This window comes from Actinacidiphila sp. bgisy160 (assembly GCF_965342435.1).
Lineage (GTDB): Bacteria > Actinomycetota > Actinomycetes > Streptomycetales > Streptomycetaceae > Actinacidiphila.
Genome location: NZ_CBDRCM010000057.1, coordinates 1 through 25,054 on the forward strand (window position 1 = coordinate 1; position 25,054 = coordinate 25,054).

Sequence of the window (25,054 nt, forward strand, 5' to 3'; positions counted from 1 at the left end):
TCGCGCAGACGCAGTGGTCCGTCACGGTGACGAGACTGTTCACATAGGACGCCAGGATCCCGCCGATCCCGCGGCGGGAGTACGTGCGGCCGGTGGCCTGGCGCAGGAGCGAGTCGGGGAGGTCCAGCATCTGCCGCGGGACCGTGGCCAGGTGCTGTCGCACCGGGCCGGTGAAGGCCAGGGCGTAGGGCCTTCGGCTGTCGAGGATGACGAGCTGGCCGGCGGCCACCAGTGTCTCCCGGCCGTCCTGGACCGCGATGCTGCCGCCGGTGTGCTGCAGGCTCACGAGCAGTGAGGCGTCGCCGTCGGCGGCGATGAGGGGCGCAGTGCGCGCCAGTTGCTGCGGGCTCGCTTCGAGGGAGCCGACCTGGACGCCGGCCACGCACGCCCGGCGGATCTCCCCGTGGAGCCCTGCCGCACCCTGGGTGCGGATCTCCAGCCGGGTGAACGCCCTGCGCACGGCGTCCCCCCAGTACTCGGCCCTCTCGGCGGGTGGTTGGATGTCTGTGCAGAATGCTTCGATCACGATGCCCTCCGGAACGGGCTGCCTGGGCTCGCCTGGCACGTCTGGCCGGCGTTTTCCGGCAGCCCTTTCTGAATCCACCGTAAAATCCGCATGTCGACCGATGGCTGCCACTGGGTGGGAACTGTGGGATATCCGCAGCAACGCGAACCGGAGACCGCGGGACACCCGCAACGCGGCCCTGGGGGGTAACCGCAGACGGTGCCGGATGTCGTGCGGAACGTCACCGGCTCGGCCAAGGACGTCAGGGGCCTCGGCCCCCCGTGTGGATTCCTCGTCCACCGTACGCGGCCGGGAGGGGCACGCCCGTGATTCCGGACGGCTCAGGAGAGCGAGGCGGTCCGCGGCCGCCGGCTACGGCGTCAGCACGAGCCTGCCGAAGACCTCACCCGTGGCCATCTTCTGGTGCGCCGGCAGGGCTTGGTCCAGCGGCAGCACCTCATGTGCCACCGTTGCGATCTCACCGGCTGCGGGAACTGCTCGCTGCGTACGGCACGCAGGTCGGCCTGGGGGGCAGCCGCGCTGAAGGCGGCGAAGGACAGCGACTTCCGGAACGCCGCCATGATCTTCGTGCCGAAGTCCGCGGGCGGCCGGCCCGCGACAGCACCCACGGCCACCACCCGACCGTTCGGGTTCAGTCTGTCGAAGGACGCAAGGCACCAACGATCCCGCCAGGTCATGGCCCCGCCGCTTTGCGAGCCTGGTGATCCAGGCGCTCGAGGCCTGCCATCACCTCGCGCCGCTACCGCCATCGGCACGACTGGCATCCGCGGCGGCCCGCGCCTGACCGTGGGCGGCGCCGTCCACGCGCCGACGCGCGAACCGCCGAGGCAGGTGACACGCCCCCGAAGCATCCGCCCCGATGCGGCGTGGCGCTCATCGCGACGGGCGTGCAGGCCTGCCCGGCCGGCATGGACGTCAGAGCTCAGGAAGACGGCCGCCCCGTCCGCGGCCCAGGCCCACCCGGTCAGGTGCTGACGTACACCCGGGTCACGAACTCCGCTATCTGAGTATCCGTCAGATTGCGTGCGAGGTCGGCCTCACTGATCATGCCGACCAGTTGGTGACCCTGCTTCGTGTCGATCACGGGCAGGCGCTTGATCTGATGCTGCTCCATCACGTGCAGTGCCTCGTCGGCACCGGCGTCCGCGTCGATCCATTGCAGGTCACCGGCAAGAGTTCCCGCTTGTACCGTTGCGGGGTCGATGCCCTCCGCGTCGCACTGGACGACGATGTCGCGATCGGTGATCATACCCGTGAGCCTGTTGTCGTCCCCGCAAATGGGCAGGCATCCGACGTTCAGGTCGCGCATCATCCTTGCCGCTTGCCGAAGCGACTGATGCGCGCCGACGCACTGGACACCGCCGGACATGATGTCCCTGGCCGTGAGCTGAGTGTTGCCCGTCATTGTCTCTCCTTCGCCCGCCCAGCCGGCGCGGGCTCCAGGCCGAAGGTGCCTGCGGTCACGGCAGTCGGGTCCATTGCGGCAGCGGATGCACGTGGGCCTGCCCGGAGGCATCTCGTCGATCGTTTCGTACTCCCTGGCGTGGGCGCCCGGGCCCCCGCTGCGACCTGTCGTTCATGGGAAGGGTGCGCCGTGGGAAGGCACCCCCTGTTTCCAGCATCGGCTTCGCCCACCCGGCTCGCATCTGCAGGACATCCCCGGCGACGTCAGGCCGTCAGCGGTACCGGATGCGGCAGCCCTCGGCATCCCTGGTCGCACCCTCGACGTGTGCCTGGCGAAGGGCTCTGAAAGGGCCTGCCTCTACGCTTACTTCCGTGTCCACCCGTGGACGGATCTCTGACGTCCGGTGACAGGGTGTAGTCGCCGTTCGCCGTCTGGACGCGAGTGCTCCACGACGAGTTCATGAGGAACTGCGGTGACGACTTCGCGGAGCCGGAGTGGGCCGCTGAACCGTCCGCAGGCCACCCTCTCCGGGGCGGCCCAATCGCTTCCTGGACGTGCTGCCGAGCCCGGATGAGAGTCCGGGCACGGTGGTTGCCTGGCCGGCCGCCGTGTTCCAGGTGCCCGGCCAGGCACAGCGACGGTTACAGGTACGGGCGGGTGATCAGCTCGATCGCGTGACCGGCGGGATCCTTGAAGTACACTCCTCGACCGCCGTGTTCGTAGTTGATCTCGCCTGAACGCCGCATCTGCGGATCGGCCCAGTGCTCGATGCCGCGATCGCACAGCCGCTGGTACGCGCGGTCGAACAGCTCGTCGTCGATCAGGAACGCGTAATGCTGCATCTGGATCTCCACCGGCGGTTCGGCGAACTGAAGCAGTACGCCGTCGGTGAGCTGGATGTTGGTGAACGGGCCCCAGGAGGGTGCTTCGGGAAGTTCCAGCAGCTCGCGGAAGAAACGAGCCGAGTCGTTTCGGTCCTTGGCGGCGATGATGGTGTGATTGAACGTGACTGGCATGTGGCTGGCCTCGCTGTCGTTCGGCACGGAAAACGGGACTCGTGGTGCGGGAGCACTGGGAGGTCCGCGTGCCGAAGTCGGGTGCCTTTTCCGCACCCAGGGTGCGGTCAGCCGTCCACCGGGTGGCCAATCCGTGCGTGGCTCTGCGCCGTTCCGGTGTTCACGTGGGGGACCCTATGTGATCTGGCCGGCTGCGACAACGGGTCAGTGATCGGCTGCGTGCCGGCTCGACCCGGGCGCCTTCCGCTGACCCCCACGGAGGAGGTCTGCGTGGCCTGGACACGTACCGACACGGAGAGTACTGACGTCCTCCAGCAGCGTGCCGACACAGAGGACGCGGACGAAGCGGGAGCCATCCTGACGCCGGGAACCGCGATCAGAGCTCGTGTCGGCTGGCGCACCGGGCCCGGCGCGGTAACGAGGCGTTGCGAGACGTGTCCCGGTCGAGGCAAACCGACAACTCGATTTGCCTTGACAAAATTTTTTGTCGGTTGGATCCTGGGAACACACCGGGATCGAGGTTGAGAAGTCGACCCGGCCTGTGGCGAACTGCCGCCCGAGGGTGGCTGAATGGGCACCAAGCGATCGAACACCCGACATGAGAGACCAAGGAGCCGTGATGCGCACTCTGATCAGCACCGCCTTCATTTCCCTCGACGGAGTCATGGAGGCCCCGGGTGGCGAACCCGGTTACCGGAACTCCGGTTGGACCTTCAAGGACGTCGAGTTCGTGCCCGAGGCATACGAGATCAAGGGGCGCGAGCAGAGCGAGGCGGCCGCGATCCTGATGGGCCGGGTCAGCTACGAGGCGTTCAGCCCCGTGTGGCCGGACATGGTGGAGTTCGCCGAGTACAAGACCATGCCGAAGTACGTCGTCTCGACCGCTCTTGCCGAAGACGACTTGGTGTCGAACTGGGGCGAAACCACGATCCTGCGCTCGCTCGACGAGGTCGCGGCTCTGAAGCGGACCGAGGGCGGGCCGATCATCGTCCACGGCAGCGCGTCCCTGAACCAGAGCCTCTCGGACGCGGGTCTGATCGACCGCTACCACCTGCTGGTCTTCCCGCTGCTGCTCGGTGCGGGCAAGCGCCTGTTCAGCGCGACGGACAAGGACACGCAGAAGCTGAAGCTGGTCGAGCACGAGGTCTACGCGAACGGCCTGCAGAAGAACGTCTTTGACGTCGTCCGCTGACGCTCGCGGTGCAGACTCCCGGGGTTGCTGCTCGTCCCGACCGCCGCTGACGCACCTCGATCTCGTTGGCGGCGGAGCATCCGCGGACTCACGCCGGTGAACGTCCGTCGCGAGGTCTCGGACGATCTCCTGCCGCGTGAGCTCCACGACCCGAAGTGCAATTCGCTCTCTTCGCACGTACCTCGGCCGCGGCAGGTCCGCCACGAGGCCGCCCGTCGTGTCAGCGCGCGCGTCGGCCTCACTCCGGCAGCCCGCGCTGGTGGGTCCGGCGTGGGTCCGCTGCTCGCCGGCATGTGCCGAAGGTGCTGTCGCCGTAGCGGTGGCCCGCCGTGCGCCGTTGGGAATGCCGCCCGGTCACAGCGCCCCGTCATCGCCGGACCTCGAGCGGCACCGCCCACCGTATGAAGAAGGGCCCCGCGTCGCCAGCGAGGCCCTTGGGCCGTGTCCGCAGAGGTGGCCGTAGACAACGGTGTGAGCGTATTCCTGGTCCTGCCGCTCTCGCGGCCGACGCGCCGCAGGATCACCGGAGGGCCACTCCCAGAGCCCTCCCGCGCGTCGGCCACCGCTCGTCGCCGGTGGGACGACCACCCGACTCGCGTTGTCCAGCGTGCTCCCACCAGGCTTCCCCCGCATCCTGTCCTGCGGCCCCCGCGTCTGCCTACGTCGCCCAAGCGGGGGCGTGCTCCAGCACGGCTCGCAGCTCTGGGTCGGCCCAAGAGGTTCCCACCGCAGCGGGCGGCGCGGTGGGGAACCTCGGCGAGTGCCGAAAGCGGGCGCACCTTCGACGACTGCCGCCCCGTCTGCGTCCTTCGCTGACTGGAGGAGCCGCCGCAAGTGTCCGCCCGACCGGGTGCGATTTCCACAAGGCCCGGGCCCCAGCGTGGGCGGGCTCGACAGCAGCATGCTCGTCGGCCGGCTCGACGGCCTGGTCCGCTGCGCGTGGGTATCGTCGCGCCGCCGGAGTCGGACGCGACATGAGGATCACAGCCACGCGGGTTTCGGCGACTCACGAGCGGTAAGGCGACCTCGTGGAGCGCCGCAACCCTGCCCGTACGGTGGCTCCCCGAAGGGCCCTCGCCCCTCGGTGATCGGCGCCCTTGATCGGGGCCCCTCCCCACTCGGCCCCGATCGCGGCCGTTCGACGACCGCGGGTAGCCGCTACCAGGCAAATGTCTGACGGGAGATGGTCTGGATGACTCATACGCGACCTGGTATCGAGCAGCATCCTGATCTGCTGGAACTTCGGGACGAGTACGAGCGGGCGACCGCTACCAACCGGGGCCAGGCGACGGAAGCCATGGGCTTGGTCACCGGCACGTACCTGGCCGCTTCACCGTGGATCGTGGGTTTCAACGGCCTGTCGTCGATCACGGTCAGCACACTCATCGCGGGCATTGCCTACGCGCTGTTCATGGGTGGCGTCGGGCGAGGCTTCGACCGCACCCATTCCAAGGCCTGGGCATCCGCCATCATCGCGCTCTGGGTGATCATCTCGCCCTGGTGCGTCGCCGGCGACGTCAGCACAACCCGCACCATCGCCAACAACGTGATCGTCGGCGTGATCGGCCTCATGCTCGCGCTTGCCGCGGCGTCGATGCGTCCCGGCAGCCGCCTCGACCGAAGCCAGGGCATGACCGCAAACCGCGGAGGCGGCTTCCGCAGCTCCCCGCAGACAGGCGGCCCGGGACGGTGATCAGGAGCACGTGCCCCGACCAGGCTCCTCCGCCTCCCGACCCGCCCACGCGGAGCGCAGCCCGTAAGCCCCACAGCAGCCCGTCCGGTTACGTGGTGAGGACCGGGCGGGCGCCTCGCGCGGCCCCGCCGGCGTTCACCGCCCTGTCCACGGCGGGGCCGCCCGAGGTCCGCCCATCAAGCGGCTCGCCCGGCTGGGTGCGATGAGCTGACCACGCATCCCGCGGGGGGCGCTGTCCTGCTTGGGCTTTCCGGCCGGCATCGCCACCCGGTTCTTGCTCCTGGCGCGGCGAGCGCGGCGCTCCAGCCGGGGTTCAGACGTAGGGGTTGTCCGCCCGGGCGGCGGCTCGTGAGCCGGGGATGGTCACCGGGGTCGGCCCCCGCGACGTCGCAGGGGCCCGTCCTCGGCTGCAGAGGTGCGTGAGGGGGTCGGTCAGGACGCGGCCGGTCCGATGTCGCCCTTCTCCGCCAGTTCCGTCAGGAAGTCGTGGCAGCGAGCGGCGCGCTCGGAGTCCTCCCGCATCACGTCCTGGAAGAAGTCCGCGATCTCGGTTTCCCCGGCGTTCTTCGCGTCCCGGACGTACTGCCCGTAGTCATGTCCAGCCTTCAATGAGTGGTACTGGACCGACACCAGGTCGTAAGCGACGTCCTTGAATCCTGTCTCACCTGTCGCCATGGTTCTCCTCCGTTTCGTGAGGGCACCCCACGCCTGCCCACGTGAAAACCACACAAACGGTCCGATTCCTGGGCTTGCGCGCGTGTGACACCTCGAGGCCGGCCGGTCCCGACGTACCGTGGCGCCGGGCAGGAGGTGTGCCCCCCAGGGGCAACGCCTCCTGACGCGGCATGGCCTCAGGCTTCGGAGTGCAGGCCGTCGTCGGGCATGTGGACGGGCTGGACCGGCGTTTGGGTGCTGCGGTCGAGCAGCGGGGCGGTGGGTGTGCGGTCGATCTGCAGATTGAGGAATTCAGGACGGCTGTAGTGTCCCCGGGCGTCCATCAGGCGCTTGCGCCGGTCGATCAGCGTGAGGTCCAGGTCGGCGATCACCTCTCCCTCACCGGAGGTGAGCGGCTCGCCGATGATGCCGCCTTCGGGGTCGACGATGGCGGTGAAGAACCCTTGGGAGAACACGCCGGCCGGGGCGCCGGTGTCCGCCGCGAGCTGGGCCTGCTGGTCGGCGTCGAGCCAGGCGGTGGCGTTGACCACGAAGGCGGCTGATTCAAGGGCGTGCTGGCGGATGGCGACCTCCATCTGCCCGGCGAACTGCGGACCCCCGAACGCGCCGGGGAACATGGCGGCGTGGATCTGCTCACCGTCGGCGATCAGGGCGTAGCGGGCGAGCGGCTGGTAGTGCTCCCAGCAGGCGAGCTGGCCGACGCGACCGACGGCGCTGTCCACGGCACGCAGCCCGGAGCCGTCGCCCTGGCCCCAGACCATGCGCTCGTGGTACGTCGGCGTGATCTTGCGGCGGCGCTGGAGCAGCGTGCCGTCGGCGTCGAACAGCAGTTGTGTGTTGTAAAGGGAGCCACCATCACGCTCGTTGACACCGATCGAGACGACCACGCCGGCTTCGCGGGCCGCCGTGCCGATCGCGGCGGTGTCGGCGGAGGGCACGGTCACCGCCTCCTCCATCAGCCGCAGGTGCTCCTTGGCCATGATGTAGGGCGGCTGCACGAAGGAGAAGTAGGGGTAGTAAGGGACAACGGTCTCCGGGAAGACCGCGAACCGGACACCCTTCTGTCCCAGCTCCCGGATCTTCTCCGCCACCTTGGCGAGCGTGCCCGCACGGCTGTAGAGCACGGGGCTGATCTGGACGGCTGCTGCCTTCACAAGGGTCATGATGTGTTCCTTCTCGCGATGCGGGGTCGGCGATCCATCGGCGGTTGCGATGATCGGAGGCGGAGCTCGGCAGGCACGGGGACTGGCCTCAGGGGGCGTGGAGCCGGGGAAGGTGCTGAGTTGCGCGCTGACCGCTCTCTTCGGGTGGCCTCGGCGTGCCGTCTCTCATTTAAGAGCATATGCTCCTATTGTGGAAGGGTAAAGGGGAGGCGCGCCTTTCGTGCCGTGCGGCGCCGGGGCCTTCCTCCAGGATGATCCAGAGCGCACCGCGTTGCCCTTCCCAAAGTAGGAGCATATGCTCTTATTGCTGCAAGGTGGCTCACGTAGGCGCAACCTCATGGCATCGGCCACGGGTCGCACCCCGTCTCCAGGCCCCGCGAACCCGCGAATCCACCAGTTCGCGCACGCCTCGCCTCCAGGCGCCCGGCACCGCTGCGCCGTTTGATCAACATTGCGAAAGGAACCGAGCATGAACACCTCCCCTGTCGAACCGCCCGGCCAGGACCGTCCCGGCATGCCGTCATCGCACCCGGCCCAGGCGCGGCGCCCGGTTTCCCGCCGCGCTTTCGTCGGCGGCGCGGCAGCCGTCGCTGCGGGTCTGGCGCTCACCGGTCTCTCCGCTCCGCCCGCCACGGCCGCTCCCGGGCAGATGCCGAAGGGCTTCGGCTCCGTGTCCGGTGTCCCCGGGCTGCCCGCAGGGTTTCGTCGGACGTTCACCAGCCGGCTCATCCAGGCCGGTGGCATACGTCAGCACGCCGTCGTCGGCGGCGACGGGCCGCCCCTGCTCCTGATACACGGCTGGCCGCAGAACTGGTACGCCTGGCGCATGGTCATGCCGGCGCTGGCGCGGAACCACACGGTCATCGCCGTGGACCAGCGTGGCATCGGGCTGACCGACAAGCCCCGCGACGGTTACGACACCGCCACCCTCGCGGCGGATCTGGCCGCGCTGATGGACGCCCTCGGTCACGAGCGGTTCGCGGTCGTCGGCCATGACACCGGCATGCCGATCGGCTACGCGCTCGCAGCCGACCACCCTCACCGCGTCGACCGTCTCGCCGTCGCGGAAGCCGTCATTCCCGGCGTGACGCCCTCACCGCCGCTGCTCGGCCCGGCCCAGGCCAACAACATGCTCTGGCACTTCCCCTTCAACCGGCTCGACGACGTCAACGAACTCCTGGTCGCGGGCCGGGAAGACGTCTACTTCGGCTGGCAGCTCGACACCAAGGCCGCGCGAAAGCTGCCCGACCACGCCATCCGGTACTACATCGAATCCCTCACCTCCCACCGTCACGCCCTGAGCGGCAGCTTCGGCTGGTACCGCGCCCTCGACACCACGTTCACGCAGAACGCCGACCGTGTGAAGCGACACCTGACCATCCCCGTCCTCGCGATCGGTGGAGCGCGAAGCGTCGGAGAGGGTGTGGCGACCACCATGAGGCTCGCGGCCGACGACGTGCAGTCCCTGGTCATCCCGGGCAGCGGCCACTGGGTTGCCGAGGAGGCCCCGCAGGAACTGCTGGCGGCGCTCACCACGTTCCTCGCCCCCTACCGCGCCACCGCCGCGGCGAGGAGCCGCCGGTAGCGCCGTAAGGGCGACCTGGACCGCCGGTACCGGATCCCTTGGCCGGCACACCGGCCCCAGGGGTGTTCCGCCTCCTGCCGGGCCGCGCCTGGCTCCGAAGGCACGCAAGACGGCAGTGCCGGAACGCGTGCCATCCGTCCTGGACGTCTACGGCAACCTGCACAAGCACGGCGCCAATGTCGCCATCGGCTCGGACGCCGGGACCGGGCCCGCGAAGCCTCACAACGTCCTCCCTCACGGTGTGGCCGTCCGGTCCCGTCGCGGCGCTCGTCGGCGGCGACGGGCCATCCGAGCCGGATCCTGCGCTGCCGCGTTCCTCCTCCCTTCTCGGTGGCAACAGCGGAGGCGGACAGGAGCGTCGCGGCGGCCAGGCCACCCCGGAGGGCGGCCGGGCCGTGTGGTGCGAGCGTGGTGACGACCGCCGGGGAGAGGGCGAGGGCGAAGCCCGTGGAGAGCTGGAAGCGGGCGAGGGCGCGTCCGAGGGCATGGGCCGGGGCGAGTGCGGTGACGAGCGCGGTGGCGCTGCCTGTCTAGATGATCTCGCCGATCGTGCAGATCACGGATACCGCGGCGATGGCCGGGATACCCCAGCCGTGTCCCAGTGAGGTGGCCGCGAGGAAACCGAGGCAGGACGCGGCCGGCACCACGCCGGAGAGTGCCGGCACGGTCCGCCGGGCAAAGCGGGACATGAGGACCGTTTTGGCCACGAAGACGGCTGCCGGCCCCACCGGGGACACCTGGAGCCGCGTCACCAGGACCAGAGGGAGGGCGATCTCGGGGACGTCGAGGCAGAGGACGTGGACCACATCGGCGGCAAGCAGCGCGAGCATCCGGGGTGCGTCGCGGTCCGTGTCCGGGGCGGCCTGCGCTGGATCCGCGTGCACGTGGACCGACCAGGCCAAGGCGGCCGCTGCAAGGTGGGCGAGCACAGTGGAGCGGCACCGCCGCCGACCGGCTGGAGAAGTATTCCGCCGCGGGTGCCTACTCCGGCCAAGCCGAGGCCCATGATCTCCCGGCGCATCGGCCTTTCCCGCTGATGCCCCGGGAAGAGCCGCCCGAGCCATGGGAGCCGAGCTCCTTCGCGAGTTCAAGGGCGGGGAGATGACTGCCCACCCGCGATCGGCACCGGGCAGAGTCGACGTACCGGGCCGGAGCCTGGCAAGGTCAGGAGCGAGACTCACGGTGCAGGGGGTGCGGATTGGCAGAGTTGAGCGAGGGCACGGCGAGCGGTGAGCGGCGGCGTCCCGACCGACAGGCCGAACAGGGTCCGGAGGTGGCGCAGTTCGGCCTGGTCGCCAGAAAACCCTGATGCCGGCCGACCACCTGAGGCGCTTCGCCTCCCGTTTCCGTCAGCCGCTCACCAACTCCTGGACGGTGGACGCGGGGCTGATGCTGCTCGTGCTGGCAGCCGAGACCATTCCGTTCGTCGTGCCGCGCGCGCCGTCACTGCCGCCCGCCACCTGGGCGTCGTACGGTCTCACGACGCTCGGTGTGGTGCCCCTGCTGTGGCGTCGCCGGGCGCCTGTGACCGTGCTCGCCGCGGTCCTTGCCGCGCAAATGCTCTACCGGTTCACGCTCGACGGGCCGGGGCAGCCCCTGCCGTACAACGCTCTGGTGGCGCTCTACACCGTCGCCGAGCTGACCCCGGCCAGGTGGCGCATCCCCGTGGGCGCGGGGACGCTGGCGCTGATCTTCCCGTCGGTGGCGCTCAACTCCGGTGAGGCCAGGGAGCTGTTGTTCTCGTTGTTCCTCTTCGGCGCGGCGTACGGGTTCGGCCGCCTCACGCACACCCGGAAGGCCTACACGGCTGCCCTGGAGGACCGGGCAACCCAGCTGGAACGGGCGAACCGCATCGAGGGAGAGCAGGCGGCGGCGGCTGAACGGGCCCGGATCGCACGGGAGATGCACGACATCCTCTCGCACGCGGTGAGCTTGATGGTGGTGCAGGCGGAGGCCGGCCCCGTCACGGTCCGTACGGCGCCGGAGCGTGCCGAGGCGGCGTTCGAGGCCATCTCCGAGACGGGGCGTGACGCGATGGCACAGCTGCGCAGGATGCTCGGAGTGCTCAGGCAGGAAATGAAGGCCCCCGAACCCGCGCTCCGCAAACCCCTGCCCGCTCTGGCCGATCTTCCGCTGCTCGTGGAACAGGTGGCCTCGGGCGGCCTCGCCGTCGATTACGTGGCCGTGGGCCTTCCGGGGTCCTTGCCGCCGGCCACCGAGGCGACCGTCTACCGGATCGTGCAGGAGTCGCTGACCAACGTGGTCAGGCACGCGTCCGCGGAATCCGCGAGTGTGCGCGTGGAACTGGGCGTCGAGACCGTGGAGGTCACGGTCACCGACAACGGCAGGGGGGCCGCGGTCGGCACCGGCAGCCGGCCGGGCGGGTGCACGGGGCACGGACTGATCGGGCTGCACGAGCGGGCCGCGGCGCACGGCGGGACCGCCGAGACGGGCCCCGGCCCGGACGGCAGGGGATTCCGGGTGAGAGTGCGGCTTCCGCTGGCTGATGACTTCATGGAGGTGGACGGGTGACCATTCGGGTGGTGGTGGCCGACGACCAGGAACTGGTGCGCAGCGGCTTCGCCATGATCCTCGACGCCCAACCCGGCATCGAGGTGGTGGCCGAGGCGGCTGACGGCGCCGAGGCGGCCGAGGCCGCGCGGCTCCACGGCGCGGACGTGGCGCTCCTCGACGTCAGAATGCCGGACACGGACGGGATCGAGGCGTGCCGGGCCATCAGTACGGCGACCGACTGCCGAACGATCATGCTCACCACCTTCGACTCCGACGAGTACGTGTACGAGGCGCTGCACGCGGGGGCGAGCGGCTTTCTCCTCAAGGACGTCAGGCGCGACGACCTGGTCCACGCGGTGCGGGTGGTGGCCGAGGGCGATTCCCTGCTCGCCCCCTCGGTCGCGCGCCGACTGGTCGAGGAATACAGGCGCCGGCCCGGCCCGGCCCGGGCGCCGGTGCCGGATCTGCTCGACGTGCTGACCGCCCGCGAACGCGAGACCCTGCTGCATCTCGCCCGGGGACTGTCCAACGCCGAGATCGCGGCGGCGCTGACAGTCAGCGAGCACACCGTGAAGACCCATGTCGGCAACGTGCTGGCGAAGCTGGGGCTCAGGGATCGCATCCAGGCCGTCATCTGCGCGTACGAGACCGGACTCGTGACCACGGGGGCACCGGCCGCAGCCGGACTGCCGTCACGCGATCCCTCGCCTGGGGGAGGCGGGCCCGCCTCCTCCCCCGCACGGGCGAGCCGGCCTCCGCACCAAGACCGCTCGCGCGGGTGATCCACTCGGGGGCTGTGATCCAACAGGATGGCAGGCAACGGCTCGCGCCGTTTCCCGTCGTCAGGAGATAAGAGATGAACGCCCGGACCCGTACCGCCCTTGCCGCGCTCCTCGCCCTGAGTACCGTGGCCCTCCCCACGGCCCAGGCGGCGGTGGCCACCGCGCCCCCGTCGCCGTCCTCGTACAGCTGCGCCGCACACCCGGGCGGGCTCGACACCGAGGCGTTGTGCGCGGCGCTCGGCTCCCTGCCCGACTCCGACACCACCGCCGCGCTCGTACGTGTCGGCGGCACAGACGGCACCTGGCGCGGCAGCGCGGGCGTGCACGACCTGGACAGCGGACGCCCGGCCGATCCACAGGCCCGCTTCCGGGCCGGCTCGGTGACCAAAGTGTTCACGGCAGCGGTCGTTCTCCAGCTCGCCGCCGAGCGAAAGGTGGACCTGGGCGCGCCCGCACGTCACTACCTGCCGGCACTGATACCCGCGGAGTACGGGGCCGTCACCGTACGGCAGTTGCTCAACCACACGAGCGGCATCCCGGCGGCCGACATGCCGGGCGACACCGTCGAGGAGGCCTACGCCCACCGGTTCGATGTCTACCGGCCCGAGAACATGGTCGGGAACGCGACCGCGAAGACACCCGAGTTCGCGCCCGGCACCCAGCAGCACTACCTCAACATCAACTACACCGTGCTCGGACTGCTGATCGAGAAAATCACCGGCCATGCCTACGCCGAGGAGGTCAGCCGGCGCGTCCTGAGGCCGCTGCGGCTTCAGAACACCTCCTACCCCGGCACCGACCCGCGCATCAAGGGCCCCCATAACCACGGATACCAGGCCTTTCCGCGCCCCGATGGCACGACCGAACTCCGCGACGTGACGATATGGGGCCAGACGGAGGGCTACGCGGCGGGCGACATCATCTCCACCACCGCCGACTTGGAACGGTTCCTGCGGGCGCTGTTCACCGGTCGCGTGGTGCCCCGTACGCAACTGGAGGAGATGTTCACCCTGCCCGGGGCGTCGGTGCGCGAGTACGGCTCGGGCGCCCCGGCCTCCTACAGCGCGGGGCTGTCCAGGATCGATCTCGGCGGCCGCGAGGTCTGGGGCAAGACGGGCAGCCGGTACGGCTACACCAGCGTGATCGCCGCCACCCGCGACCTGTCCCGCACGATGGTGATGAACGTCGGTGCCACGGACGCGAAGGGCGGGACCATGAACTCCACGGAAATGGCCCTGATCGTGGCCACGTTCGGGGCCCCGTCCACGTGAAGTCGCCGGTGCCGCGCGCGGGTGCGACCCCTGGCGCCATGGACGGGGAGCCCCTCCCCGGCCGGGAGGCGCGCATTGGCCTGACCTCGCGTGACGTTGTACCGTCCCGCCCCTGACCATCAAGTGTATTCGTTCGGGAGGGGCCTCGTGCCCAAGGCAACGGCGATCGTCAACGCAAAAGTCTTTGACGGCACCCGGCTGCGGGACTGGACGTCGGTCCGGTTCGCCGACGGCATCATCACCGACTGCGCCACCGGTCCCACTGCCCGAGGCGGCGACGTGGTGATCGACGCGGAAGGCGGCACCATCCTGCCGGGGCTGATCGACTCGCACATCCACCTCGTGCCCGGCGCCCTGGCGCAGGGGCTCACCTTCGGTGTGACCACGGCACTGGACATGTTCAGCCAGGCCGGCGCGATGGCCGTGGCCAAGGAACAGGCCGGCGCCCGGTCGGACGTGGCCGATGTGCGTTCTGCGGGGATCGGCGCCACTGCGCCGGGCGGGCATCCTTCGATGATGTACGACCCGTTCCCGACCTTGACCGGCCCCGAACAGGCCGAGCAGTTCGTCGCGGAACGGGTCGCCGAAGGCTCGGACTATGTGAAGATCTTCGGACCCTCGGGCGCAGCGGGTCCGTGGGCGACGCCGTCGTTGGATCTGGAGACGATCGCCGCGCTGACCCAGGCTGCCCATGGTCGCGGGCTCGTGGTCGTCGCGCACGTCAATTCCGTGGCCGGGATGCGCCAGGTCGTGTCTGCGGGCGTCGACGTCATCGCGCATGTGCCCGTGGACGGCGAACTGGACAGAGCCCTGGCCGAGCGGGTGGCCGAGGCCGGGATCGCGGTCGGCCCGACGCTGGCAACCCTCGAGAACCTTTTGGGCGAACCGGGCGGGGCCGCCGTGGTCGCAGACCCGCGACTGGTCGGAAAACTCGGGGACGCACAGGTGCGGCGGCTGGCCTCCGGTGCACCAGGGCGGCGTGGGCAGCGATTGCCGCCCTATGCCCGTGCCGAGAAGAATGCCTGTCGTCTGGTCGACGCGGGCGTCACGATCCTGGCCGGCACCGACGCCCCCAGCCCGGGAACGGCGTTCGGGGCGAGTCTCCACCGGGAGCTGGAACTGCTCGGTCGCTGCGGCATCACGCCCGCACAGGCGCTGAACGCCGCGACCGCGGCTCCGGCACGAGTGTTTTTGCTCGCCGACCGCGGTCTCGTCGCAGCCGGCCGGCGCGCGGACCTCGTGCTCGTGTCCGGCGACCCGTTGACCGACATCACCGCGACCCGGGCCATCGAACGGATCTGGCGAGCGGGCGTCCCATGCGACCGGCGTGTTTTCGTTCCCGACATGGCCGAGGCGGAAGAGCTTGACGCCTTCGACGCCCGGGTCGCCAAGGCCGTGGCTGCGGTCCGCGAACGCCGGTACGGCTTCGACCCGGACAAGGCCGGCTGAAACGGGGCCGAGCAAGGCAACGGCCGGCGAAGCGGCTTCCTCTCCCGAAGCTCCCACGCCGAGGCACAGTCCCTGGCGGGCCCCGGCGTCTTGAGGGGCATCCCGGGCGGCGGGCGAGGGACCGTATCGTTCACCGCCGAACCGGAAGCGCTCTACCGGCGGACCGCCGAGATGACCCCGCCGGGCCGCTCCTCGCGCTGCGGCGGGGTGCTGATCGGGCGGCCGTAGGCGGCAGCGCGCTCGCGAAGGGTATGGCTGTCGGCCTCCCAGCCGTGCCCGGCCAGCCAGCCCACCGGGTCGTCGGGCATCTCCGAGACCCACATGGACGCCGCTGATCCCGGTGCGGCGTCCGCGCCGAAGCGCTCGAGCACGCCGCGCGAGCCCAGCGTCAGCCCCGTCCGACTGCCGCGACGGCTCCCGGTGCCCGCGCGACGGCCGGCTGACGCGCTGTTGACGGGCGGCTCCGCCCCCGGACCTCAGGCAGGCGAAGGCGCGGCCGCAACGATCCGGCTCTGTGCCGGCTGAGGCAGTGCCGCGAGCCAGGTGATCAGCAGGTTGTTGACCTCTTGGGGCCGTTCCTGCTGGATCCAGTGGCCGCAGCCGTCCAGGAGGTGCGAGGAGACCAGGCCGGGCAGGGTGGCCGGGTAGGCGTCGATCGCGTCGGACAACCAGGTGGTGGAGGCGTCCAGGGTGCCGCCGATGAAAAGGGACGGCTGGGTCAACGGGGATCCGTGGAACTCGGCGAGGTCCTCCCAGTCGCGGTCCATGTTCCGGTAGCGGTTGAGTGCTCCCGTGAGGCCGGTGCGCTCGAACTCCCCTGCGTAGTGGTCGAGGTCGGCCTCGGTGAGCCAGGACGGGAGCCGGTCGGTGGGGAAGCGGTCGCGCAGGGTTCCGCCGCCGCTGACGAAGTGCGGGTCGGGCTGTCCCTGGGCCGGCATGGTGTCGGCGGACAGGGCGGCGTAGAAGCCCGCGAGCCAGCCCCGGACGTCGGGCTCGATCTCGGCCTCGGCACGGCCCGGCTGCTGGAAGTAGGAGACGTAGAACTCCTGGTCTCCGCCCATCCGCGCGAAGACGTCGCTGGGGCGCGGCCCGCCGGGCGGGGCGTAGGGGACGCTGAGCAGGCCCACGGCGCGGAAGACCTCGGGGTGCAGCAGGGCGGACGTGGCGGCGATGTTCGAGCCCCAGTCGTGCCCGATGATTACCGCTTTCTCCTCGCCCAGGGCGTGCACCAGGGCGACGTTGTCCTCCACCAGGGCGCGCATGCGGTACTCGCTGGTCTCCGTCGGCTTGGAGGAGCGGCCGTAGCCGCGCACGTCCGGTGCCACCGCCCGGTATCCCGCCGCTGCCAGCGCCGGGAGTTGGTGGCGCCAGGAGTACCAGGACTCGGGGAAGCCGTGGACGAGCAGGACCAGCGGCCCGCTGCCCTGCTCGACCAGGTGCAGCCGTCCGGCAGGCGCGTCGACGGTGTGGTGGCGCGGTTCGCCGGACGGCGTGGGCTGATGCATGGCTTCCCCTCGGGTTCCCCATGGACCTCGGTACCCGTCGATCATGCGCTGCGGCCGGGCGGGGATGCGAGCCGCGTTGACAAACTGGCAAAATGGCAGGTCAGGGGCGATCAGCGAGAGAGGTGAAGCGGAATGGCGGACGACGTCGCCGCGGTCCTGGCCGCCATGGGGCCGCGCCTGCGCGCCGCGCGCGAGCAACGTGGACACACCCTCTCCGAGGTCGGCCGGGCCACCGGGATCGCCTCCAGCACGCTGTCACGGGTCGAGAAGGGCCTGCGCAAACCGAATCTGGAACTGTTGCTGCGCCTTGCGAAGGTGTACGGCGTCCCCCTGGACGCGCTGGCGGGCACCGCGCGGGCCCCGGCACCTGCTCCGTCCCGCCCGGTGCCGCGTGCGGCGGACGACAAGGCGGTACTGCCACTGACCCGCTATGTCGGGGGGCTGCACGCGCACAAGCACGTCCTGCCGGCCATCGACGACCTGCCCCCACGGCCGCGCCAGGCGTCGCACGAAGGATACGAATGGCTCTGCGTGCTGTCCGGGCGGCTGTGGCTGGCACTCGGCGACCATGACCTCGTCCTGACCGCCGGAGAGGTCGCCGAGTTCGACACGCGCACCCCTCATGGAGTCGCCAACGCCGGCCTCGGCGCACCAGTCGAATACCTGATCATGTACGGGCCCCAAGGTGAACGCCTGCGGCCCCGCGTGCAGCCGACCGCCACATAGCGCCACGACTGCGCCGAGCTCGCCGGCGAGGCCGGCGCGCGACAGGTGGGCGGCGGTGACGGACGTGTGCGCGGTCCGTCCGCGGTGGTCGTTCCACCGCGGACGGACCGGCCGCACCCGTTGCGGCTGCCGTGAACGGCCGCGCCTCAGCGCAGGCCGAAGGCCCGGATCACCGTCTGGTGCACCGCGTTGCCCGCCGAGTCCTTGGCGCTCGCCCGCAGCGACACGAAGGACGCCTTGTCAGGGGCGTCCAGGCGGAACCGCCCGTCGCTGCCGCAGGCGGCCTTGTGCCAGGTCCGGCCGTCGTCGTAGGACAGCTCAAGGCCGACCGCGCCGAGCTCGCCGGCGAGGCCGGCGCGCGACAGGTGGGCGGCGGTGACGGACAGGGTGTCGTGCCGCCCCGCGCGTCCCGCCGCGTCCGTGGCGATTGCGTAGTCGAGCTGCACCAGCGGCAGCACCACGGTGGCGGCGTCGGTCGGCGCCTCCGACGTGAAGTCCCACTCGGTACGCGTGCGCGAGGAGTACGGAGTGTAGGCCACGTCGCGCTCACTGGTGACGACCAGCCTGTACGGCAGCCTGCCGGCGCTCGGCGCGTCACCCCAGACGTTGGTGAAGTTCCCCTGGCCCAACTGGGTGGTGCCTTGGTACAGGGTCTGCTGCTGGGTGCCGGCCGGGTCCTGGTTCCACCCGACGTGGTCGCGGCTGCCCCAGGCCGGGATGTCGACGTACAGACGGTCGCCGTTGCGGGTGGGCGGGAGGTTGTTGAAGAAGGTGTCGTTCAGGAAGGGCCGTTGGATCGGCTTGAACCATTCCTCGGACTGCCTGCTGCCGGCCCGGTAGGCGGTCCTGGCTCCCTCCTCGAACCCGATGGACTCGGCGAACGCCTCCTGGTGCCAGCGGACACCGGTGGTGGACACCCAGTCGGTGCGCTTCCCGTGCGAGGGCTCCGGCATGACGGGACCGGCGGTCCAGTCGACGCCGTCGAGCCATTCGAAGCGGAACTCGCCGCCGGGAGCGTCCGGCTTCGGGCTCGCGAAGGTGACGTCGATCCTGGCCAGGTTCTTCGTGTCGCCCTTGACCGTCATCTTCGACGGGATCTCGTTGTGCCAGACGTGCGCGAGGTCGTACACGTACGGGCTCGCGGTCTCGGAGTCCACGGTGATCCTGGCCTCGCCGTCCTTGACCTGCCGGATCAGCTTCTCGCCCTCCTCGGTACCGAGCAGGCCGACGTCAAGCGCGACCGGACGCCGGCCCAGCGGCGCGTAGGAGCGCAGCGGGCGGCCGTAGCCGTTCTCCACGACCAGCATGAGTCTCGCGCCCGCGGCGATCGCGTTGGCCGCCTGGTCGATGTCGCTGACGTCGTCGTTGTGGCGGACGACCACGGCCTTGCCGCGTGCGTCGAGTTGGGCGTAGTCCGCCCCCGAACCCTGGCCGGCGAAGACCAGCGGCAACTTGTAGGTGCCCCTGGCCAGCGGCGTGATGCCCTCCTGACGCAGGATGCCCGGGTACTCGGTCGTGCCGGTGGAGACCGCGAGCGCCGGCTTCTCGCCGCGCCAACGGGCGGTCAGCTGGAAGTCCCCGTGCGTGACCTCGTGTGTGGTCGGCTGCGCCCAGATGCTGTCGTAGTACACACTGTCCGCGGACAGACCCGACCTGACGCCGTTCATGACACGGTTGTAGCCCAGCTTCTGGAACGTCACGTCGCTGCGCTGCGGGGTGCTCATGCCGATGCGCTCGGCCTTGGACGCGTCGAACGTGACGGTGGTGTCACGGTCCAGGAGCACGTCAGGGTCGCCGAGCAAGGCCAGACCCCTGGAATGGGGACCGTGGACGCCCTGGACCTCCTGGTAGGAGAGCGCCGAGTACACGTCGTCGGGCAGGAAGATCTCCTCGGTGCCGGAGGGGCCGACCGGAATCACGAAGGGGTTCTTGTCGCCCGCCCTGAGTATCTGGACCTCGCCGGACGTGGGATTGCCCTCGAAGTCCTTGAACGTCAGGGTCAGCTTGTGCATCGTCGCGAAGCCGAGGGAGACGGCGGTGTGCGCCACGGCCTGGCCGGACTCGTCCGTCGCGAGCAACTGGCCCGAGTAGTGGTTCTTGGCGGTGCCGTCGGAGCCGTCGATGGTCACCGTGACGTCGGCGCTGCCGTGCGCGGGGACGACCACGTGGGAGGCCGACAGGCGGAACATCCCGGACGGGGCGTGCGCCGCGTCGACGGACAGCGTGAGCGCGACCGGCGCGTCGGTGACGTTGGTGTAGGTCACCGGGCGCTGGAGGGCGCCGCCCTTGTACTGGGCCGCGTAGGCGGTCGCCGACGCGAAGACCCCGGCCCGTGCTGCCGCCGCGACGTCCAGCCGGCCGCTCCCGGCTTCGGCCGGCGCCATAACGTTGCCATGGCCGTGACGTGCTGACGGTTCAGCGGAATGTCGTACCACTCGGCCAAGTACCGCACTGGGTCGGCCGTCGCTTGGTACTGCGCCTCGGTGTACCACTGGGCGCCGTGCGCGGCGTACCCCTCGTGCTCGATGCCGGATGAACGTATCACACTGTCTGGAAGGGCCAGGATCAACAGTGCGGTTGCGACGGGCTGCGGGCGCATTGCCGGGCGTGAGGCAAGATGTGTGGCCGCCTTTCGGCGGTCGGAACGAGGGACGGATGCCCACTCGGCAATTCAATGACACTGTCGTGGTTGCCCAACGCCCCCGGTGCTGCCGCGGGTCATGCGACCGGAACTGGCCCGAAGGAGGCAGCCCCCCCGGGCGCATCGTGTGACCGATTGGCGAGTCGACCGCCAGGAACTCGCCGGAACGAACGCCATGACGGCCGGCACGACACGCCTCCTCCCGGGGGAGCGGCGCGGCCTCGTCAGGCTGGGGCGTCCAGCAGGTGGGGTCCGTTGTTGCGAACGCTGTTGACCGCCGTGCTCACGGGGCGGGCGGCCAGGTGGCCGTCGGCCGGCGCGGTCAGGAGGGCGCGGAGTTCGTCGGGGTCCTGGTGTTCGGGGTCGAGCCAGGCGTCGTAGTCGGCGGACGCGATGGTCAGCGGCATGCGGGGGTGGACCCGCCCGGCGGCGTCGGTGGCGTCGGTGGTGATGATCGTGCACGTGGCCAGCCAGGCGCCCGGGTCGTCGTCGCCGGCGACATCCTTGTTCCGCCACCACTCGTACAGGCCCGCGAAGGCCATGCCCTCGTCACTGCCCTCCGGACTGATGAAGTAGGGCTGCTTGTACGCCTTCCTGTCCTCGGTGGCCGGGACGGCGACCCACTCGTAGAAGCCGTCGGCCGGCAGTAGACAGCGACGCTTGGAGAAGGCGCGGCGGTAGGCGGGCTTCTCGTGGACCGTCTCCATCCGGGCATTGATCATCTTGGCGCCGATCGCCGGATCCTTGGCCCAGGACGGGACCAGGCCCCACTGCAGCGGTCGCAGTTGCCGCTCCAGTGCGCCGGTCTCCCGGTCGACGCCCTCCACGACCGACCACACGCTGTTCGTGGGGGCAACGTTCCAGTTGGGTGCCACAAGGGTTTCAGGGTTCCACTCGGTGACCCGGAACTGCTGCACCAGGTCCTCGGGACGTCGGGTCGAGACATAGCGGCCGCACATGCCCACCAGCCTGCCACGTCGCGCTCCGGCAGCGGTGGTGGTTCCGCCGCGCCAGGCGGGTCGGCTTCCGGCGGGACCACGGCAAGGGGCCCGCCCATCCCGCGTGCAGGCAAGTCATTGCCATGGCAATAACTTGTCGTCGGCAGGCCTTCACCCCGCCGTCGCGGGCCTATAGATCCATGGCATGTTCTCCCCCTCACCACTTTCCGTCCTCCGGCGCCGGCGACTGCTCTGGGCCGCCATGGCGGTGCCGCTACTGGCCACGGGTCTCACCGCACTGCAGGTGCCCGCACAAGCCGCTCCCAACCAACCACCCATCCCCGCCGGGCCCTCGGCGACCCACAGGGTCACCCTGGTCACCGGTGACGTCGTCACGGTGACCACGATGGCCGACGGCAAGCAGACCGCCGACGTCGACCGGCCGGACGGTGCCGTCGGGGGCGTGCAGCTCCGGAAGATCAGGGGTGACCTGTTCGTCGTTCCGGACGAGGTCATGCCGCTGCTGGGCGCCGGGAAGCTGGACCGGCGGCTGTTCAACGTCACCGACCTCATCGCAATGGGCTACGACGACACGAAGTCCAAGGCCGTACCGCTCATCGCGACATACGACCAGGCGAAGTCCCGCGCCGCCACCGAGCCGACGGCTCCCCGCGGCAGCAAGCTGACGCGCAGGCTCAGGGGCATCCGCGGTGCCGCGCTCAGCACCGAGAAGCGGCAGACCCGCGCCTTCTGGACCAGCCTCGCCCCGCGGGGCGGCACGAGGTTGGGCGCGGGAGTGTCGAAGCTCTGGCTCGACGGCCGTGTGAAGACCGAACTCAAGGAGAGCGTGCCGCTGATCGGCGCGCCCGAGGCCTGGGCGGCCGGGTTCACCGGCAAGGGCGTCAAGGTCGCGGTGCTCGATACCGGCATCGACGTCGGCCACCCCGACCTGGCCGGCAGGGTCGACGACGCGGCCAGCTTCGTGCCGGGTGAGACCGTCACCGACGTCAACGGACATGGCACGCACGTGGCCGGCACGATCGTCGGATCGGGCGCCGCCTCCGACGGCGACTACAAGGGCGTCGCCCCGGGAGCCGACCTGATCGTCGGCAAGGTGCTCGGTGGCGAGGAGGGCTACGGCCAGGACTCCTGGGTCATGGCCGGCATGCAATGGGCCGCCGAATCCGGCGCGGCCGTCGTCAACATGAGCCTCGGCGACTCGTACGCGACGGACGGCAGCGACCCGATGTCGCAGATGGTCGACGCGCTCTCCGCGCAATACGGCACGCTGTTCGTCATCGCCGCCGGCAACGCGGGGCCGGAGAGCATATCCGCCCCGGGGGCAGCTGGCTCGGCGCTGACCGTGGCCGCCACCGACAAGCAGGACCAGCTCGCGGACTTCTCCAGCACCGGCCCGCTGGCCCACTCCGGCGGCATGAAGCCGGACATCGCGGCGCCCGGCGTGGACATCACCGCGGCCCGCTCGCAGAGGATGACCGACGGCGGTGAGGGCCTCTACCGCACCCTCAGCGGCACTTCGATGGCCACCCCGCACGTGGCCGGCGCGGCGGCCGTCCTGGCCCAGCGACACCCGGACTGGACCGGCTCGCAGCTCAAGGAACACCTGATGAGCACCGCGAAAGGCCTGGCCGACCAGTACTCGCCGTACGAGGTCGGCACCGGTCGTGTCGACGTCGCCGCCGCCGTCCGGGCAACGGTTCGCGGCACTGGATCGCTCTTCTTCGGCAACCACACATGGCCGCACGAGCCGAGCGACGTCGCCGTCACGAAGGACCTGACCTTCGCCAACACCGGTACCGCCGACGTCACGCTGAATCTGGCGCTCACCGACGCCGACGGCCCGTTCACACTGGGCGTCACCACGGTGACCGTCCCGGCGGGCGGTACCGCAGCCGTCCCGGTGACCGGTGACCCGCGAACCGCCCCGGCCGGACGCCACGTCGGCTACGTGACGGGCACCGACGCGACCACCGGGCAGCCGGTGACCCGCACCTCCCTCGCACTGCTGAAGGAGGACGAGCGCTACGACCTGAACATCGAACTGGTCGGGCGGGACGGCAAGCCCGCCGCCGGCTGGGTCGCGATCAACCTGGCCGGCGACCTCTGGCCGTGGTCGGTCTACGTGGACGGCTCGACCACCATGCGCATGGCACCCGGCCTGTACACCGTCGCGGCGCACCTCCCCGTGCCCGGCGAGAAGCCGGACCGCTCGGGCCTGGCCGTGCTGGTCGCCCCGGAGACCGTGCTCAAGGACGCCTCCGCGGACGTGGTCCTGGACGCGAGCAAGGCACACCTGCTGCGGACCGAGGCGCCGCAGCGCACCGAGGACCGCCAGCGCAAGGTCGACTTCAACGTCCACTACACCGGCTTCGACGCGTTCATGGACTACCGCCAGGCCTATGTACTGCCGCAGACGTACGACGACGTCTACATCGCCCCCACGAAGCCAATGACGCAGGGCGAGTTCACGATGGTCACCCGCTGGCGCAAGGGCGAGCCGCTGCTCGGCCTGAGCGCGATGGGCGGCCGCCTCCGCTTCGACACGCTGGTGCAGGCCGGCAGCACCCTGGGCACCGGCACGGACCGGCTGACCGCGGTCTACGCGGGCAAGGGCGCGGCAGCCGACTACGCCAAGGCCGGCGCCGAGGGCAAGGTGGCCGTCGTCGAGCGCAGTGACGAAGTCGCGTCCGACGAGCGCGCCGCGGCCGCGGCCGCTGCCGGGGCGAAGGCGCTGATCGTGGTCAACGACGGTGCGGGCGGCCTGGTGGAGGACGTCGGCGAGTGCCCCATTCCGGTCGCCACCGTGCACCGCGACGCGGGCAGGACCCTCGTGTCACTGGCCAAGGCCGGCCACGTCAGGCTGACGGTGAAGCAGACCCGGTACACACCGTTCGTCTACGACCTGACCCGGGACTACCCCGGCCGGGTGCCGGACCGGGCCCTGGTCTACAAGCCGGCCAAGGCCGATCTCGCCCGGATCGACGCCCGCTACTACGCGGCCACGGGCGGCGGTTCCGCGGAGGGCTACCGGTCCGACTTCACCCTCAACCCGTCGTTCAACCTCCCCGAGCTCGAGTGGCATCCCGGCACCCGGACCGAATGGGTGACCCCGGGCCAGGTCTGGCGGGAGTTCCACACCCAGGGCGTCGACGGAAACCTGCCGTGGGCGATGGTGTCGGGCGACAACACCTACGCAAAGGGCAGCACCACCCGCCTGGACTGGTTCGCTCCGGTGGCCAGGCCCGGCCAGGGCGAGTCCTTCGGCGTGTACAACTCCCGCTGGCAGAACTACATGACGTGGAACGTGCAGGCATGGGCCTCCTCCAGCGACAACATGCGGCTCGGCGGCTACCTGCCGTGGGGGGAGACGCCGACCCGCCTGCGGATCTTCCAGGGCGATACGCTGATCCACGAGAACCCGCGCAGTACGGACATGCAGTGGGTGGAGGTGCCGGCGGGCAACCTGCCCTACCGCGCCGTCCTCGACGCGGAGCGGCCCGCCGACGTCTTCCGCCTGTCGACACGCACCCACACCGAGTGGACCTTCATGTCCGACACCGTCGACTCGGACTTCTTCGAGCGGTTCCCCGTCCTGAACCTGGAGTACAAGACGGAGACGGACCTGCACGGCGACGTCGAGGCCCATGCAAACCGGCGGATCGCGCTCAAGCCGGTGTCGATGGACTCCGGCACAGTGCCCGGCAACGTCACCGCGGTGCGGCTGGACGTGTCCTACGACGACGGCGCCACCTGGCGGAAGGTGAACCTGACCAAGGGCACTGACGGCTACTGGACGGGTTCGTTCCGCACGGCGAAGAAACCCGGCGGTTTCCTCTCGATCCGCGCGAGCGCCGAGACGGACGGCGGCTTCGGCGTCAAGAACGAGATCATCCGGGCGTACGGCCTGCGATGAGCCGCAGTGTCGGGCCCCGGGGAGAGGACTCCCCGGGGC

The 25,054-nt window shown here is 70.4% G+C and carries 16 protein-coding genes and 4 pseudogenes; 9 read left to right on the forward strand and 11 right to left on the reverse strand.

The window, feature by feature from the left end; translation table 11 throughout:
- From ACRWNP_RS30855 to ACRWNP_RS30870, 4 genes and pseudogenes are all read right to left on the reverse strand, one after another.
- Positions 1-526, reverse strand: a 526-nt coding sequence (locus ACRWNP_RS30855; protein ID WP_431967185.1) for a cupin domain-containing protein, incomplete at its 3' end; no start/stop codon positions are given.
- Between the two features lie 351 nt (positions 527-877).
- Positions 878-1,170 (reverse strand): annotated as a pseudogene (locus ACRWNP_RS30860) (zinc-binding dehydrogenase); the annotation flags it as partial.
- 320 nt (positions 1,171-1,490) lie between these two features.
- Positions 1,491-1,931 (reverse strand): CBS domain-containing protein, encoded by a 441-nt coding sequence (locus ACRWNP_RS30865; protein WP_431967187.1) that lies wholly within the window; start codon positions 1,929-1,931, stop codon positions 1,491-1,493.
- Positions 1,932-2,572: 641 nt separating this feature from the next.
- Positions 2,573-2,947, reverse strand: coding sequence for a VOC family protein (locus tag ACRWNP_RS30870; RefSeq protein WP_431967252.1), 375 nt, complete (start codon positions 2,945-2,947; stop codon positions 2,573-2,575).
- A 619-nt stretch (positions 2,948-3,566) separates the two neighbouring features.
- Between ACRWNP_RS30870 and ACRWNP_RS30875 the strand changes: the two genes are divergently transcribed.
- Both ACRWNP_RS30875 and ACRWNP_RS30880 read left to right on the forward strand, forming a co-directional pair.
- Positions 3,567-4,139 carry a dihydrofolate reductase family protein gene (locus ACRWNP_RS30875; RefSeq protein ID WP_431967189.1) on the forward strand — a complete coding sequence of 191 codons (573 nt, stop codon included), beginning with the start codon at positions 3,567-3,569 and terminating at the stop codon, positions 4,137-4,139.
- Positions 4,140-5,331: 1,192 nt separating this feature from the next.
- On the forward strand, positions 5,332-5,832 hold the full coding sequence (locus tag ACRWNP_RS30880) for an SPW repeat protein (protein ID WP_431967191.1): 501 nt from the start codon (positions 5,332-5,334) through the stop codon (positions 5,830-5,832).
- 432 nt (positions 5,833-6,264) lie between these two features.
- On the opposite strand, the gene ACRWNP_RS30885 is transcribed toward ACRWNP_RS30880, so the two are convergent.
- Positions 6,265-6,507: an acyl carrier protein gene (locus ACRWNP_RS30885; RefSeq protein ID WP_089228957.1), complete on the reverse strand. Its 243-nt coding sequence runs from the start codon at positions 6,505-6,507 to the stop codon at positions 6,265-6,267.
- 176 nt (positions 6,508-6,683) lie between these two features.
- The gene (locus ACRWNP_RS30890) at positions 6,684-7,670 is read right to left on the reverse strand and encodes a nitrilase-related carbon-nitrogen hydrolase (protein WP_431967193.1); all 987 of its coding nucleotides are present in this window, start codon (positions 7,668-7,670) and stop codon (positions 6,684-6,686) included.
- 469 nt (positions 7,671-8,139) lie between these two features.
- On the opposite strand from ACRWNP_RS30890, the gene ACRWNP_RS30895 reads away from it, so the two are divergent.
- On the forward strand, positions 8,140-9,255 hold the full coding sequence (locus ACRWNP_RS30895; RefSeq protein ID WP_431967195.1) for an alpha/beta fold hydrolase: 1,116 nt from the start codon (positions 8,140-8,142) through the stop codon (positions 9,253-9,255).
- Positions 9,256-9,563: 308 nt separating this feature from the next.
- Here the strand turns inward: ACRWNP_RS30895 and ACRWNP_RS30900 are convergent.
- A pseudogene (locus ACRWNP_RS30900) lies at positions 9,564-10,187 on the reverse strand (MFS transporter); the annotation flags it as partial.
- Positions 10,188-10,563: 376 nt separating this feature from the next.
- On the opposite strand from ACRWNP_RS30900, the gene ACRWNP_RS30905 reads away from it, so the two are divergent.
- The 4 genes from ACRWNP_RS30905 to ACRWNP_RS30920 all read left to right on the forward strand — a co-directional run bounded on the left by ACRWNP_RS30905 (position 10,564) and on the right by ACRWNP_RS30920 (position 15,271).
- Positions 10,564-11,787 carry a sensor histidine kinase gene (locus tag ACRWNP_RS30905; protein ID WP_431967197.1) on the forward strand — a complete coding sequence of 408 codons (1,224 nt, stop codon included), beginning with the start codon at positions 10,564-10,566 and terminating at the stop codon, positions 11,785-11,787.
- Positions 11,784-12,551, forward strand: a complete 768-nt coding sequence (locus ACRWNP_RS30910) for a response regulator (RefSeq protein ID WP_431967199.1) — start codon at positions 11,784-11,786, stop codon at positions 12,549-12,551. The genes ACRWNP_RS30905 and ACRWNP_RS30910 overlap by 4 nt, the downstream gene beginning before the upstream one ends.
- Before the next feature lie 74 nt (positions 12,552-12,625).
- Entirely contained in the window at positions 12,626-13,822 is a 1,197-nt protein-coding gene (locus ACRWNP_RS30915; RefSeq protein WP_431967201.1) for a serine hydrolase domain-containing protein, read from the forward strand.
- A 147-nt stretch (positions 13,823-13,969) separates the two neighbouring features.
- Entirely contained in the window at positions 13,970-15,271 is a 1,302-nt protein-coding gene (locus ACRWNP_RS30920; RefSeq protein ID WP_431967203.1) for an amidohydrolase family protein, read from the forward strand.
- 152 nt (positions 15,272-15,423) lie between these two features.
- Here the strand turns inward: ACRWNP_RS30920 and ACRWNP_RS30925 are convergent.
- A pseudogene (locus tag ACRWNP_RS30925) lies at positions 15,424-15,687 on the reverse strand (SAM-dependent methyltransferase); the annotation flags it as partial.
- 60 nt (positions 15,688-15,747) lie between these two features.
- Positions 15,748-16,776 carry an alpha/beta fold hydrolase gene (locus tag ACRWNP_RS30930; protein WP_431967205.1) on the reverse strand — a complete coding sequence of 343 codons (1,029 nt, stop codon included), beginning with the start codon at positions 16,774-16,776 and terminating at the stop codon, positions 15,748-15,750.
- A gap of 132 nt (positions 16,777-16,908) precedes the next feature.
- Between ACRWNP_RS30930 and ACRWNP_RS30935 the strand changes: the two genes are divergently transcribed.
- Positions 16,909-17,502 carry a helix-turn-helix domain-containing protein gene (locus tag ACRWNP_RS30935; RefSeq protein ID WP_431967207.1) on the forward strand — a complete coding sequence of 198 codons (594 nt, stop codon included), beginning with the start codon at positions 16,909-16,911 and terminating at the stop codon, positions 17,500-17,502.
- 146 nt (positions 17,503-17,648) lie between these two features.
- On the opposite strand, the pseudogene ACRWNP_RS30940 reads toward ACRWNP_RS30935, so the two are convergent.
- Both ACRWNP_RS30940 and ACRWNP_RS30945 read right to left on the reverse strand, forming a co-directional pair.
- A pseudogene (locus ACRWNP_RS30940) lies at positions 17,649-20,044 on the reverse strand (N-acetylmuramoyl-L-alanine amidase); the annotation flags it as partial.
- Positions 20,045-20,367: 323 nt separating this feature from the next.
- Complete coding sequence (locus ACRWNP_RS30945; protein ID WP_431967209.1) at positions 20,368-21,102, reverse strand: SOS response-associated peptidase; 735 nt, start codon at positions 21,100-21,102, stop codon at positions 20,368-20,370.
- Positions 21,103-21,286: 184 nt separating this feature from the next.
- Here ACRWNP_RS30945 and ACRWNP_RS30950 point away from each other — a divergent pair, with 184 nt between their 5' ends.
- Entirely contained in the window at positions 21,287-25,015 is a 3,729-nt protein-coding gene (locus ACRWNP_RS30950; protein ID WP_431967211.1) for a S8 family serine peptidase, read from the forward strand.
- The last annotated feature ends 39 nt before the right edge of the window (positions 25,016-25,054 follow it).